Origin of the sequence: Tropicimonas omnivorans (assembly GCF_031846565.1) — a bacterium.
Classification (GTDB): Bacteria; Pseudomonadota; Alphaproteobacteria; order Rhodobacterales; family Rhodobacteraceae; genus Tropicimonas_B; species Tropicimonas_B omnivorans.
The window spans coordinates 1-437 of sequence record NZ_JAVRHL010000017.1 but is presented as its reverse complement, the minus strand read 5'-3'; the positions used below and the strand labels follow the sequence as shown (position 1 = coordinate 437).

The 437-nt window shown below is 61.6% G+C and carries 1 pseudogene; it reads right to left on the bottom strand.

What is annotated here, in order from left to right:
- Positions 1 to 59: 59 nt before the first annotated feature.
- Positions 60 to 437, bottom strand: a pseudogene (locus tag RM543_RS18890) (hypothetical protein); the annotation flags it as partial.

Below are 437 nucleotides of genomic sequence, written 5' to 3'. Positions count from 1 at the left end.
TGCGCAACGCGTCCGTGCGCGCAGGGCTCAGCGATGGTCTGCTTCCGTCCACCCTGCGTTCAGCACTCCGTAGTATCAGACGCAGTACAGGGGAGGCTGAAGGACCTCGGACGTAGCCCTGGTTCTTGTAGTAGCGGACTGAACTTCATCCCGCCGGTTCTGGCCGGGATAAAACAATGTCCAATTCGAGCCCCCGCAACCACCGTTTCCGACCCAGCCCTCGCCATCCGCGGGGGCTTTGTCGTATCCGCACCTCCCAAAGCCAGAATACCCGCCAGATCTCCGCTCAGCTCAATCCTGTGCCCATCGGGCGCGTCCGCTGTCGGCATCATCCGGATCTCGGAGATCAGGCTGCGCATCGCCTCGGCGGCTTGGACCCGAACTTCCGGGTCTGAAAGGGCATTGACCAGATCGCCGATCTTCTGACGGTAGAGATT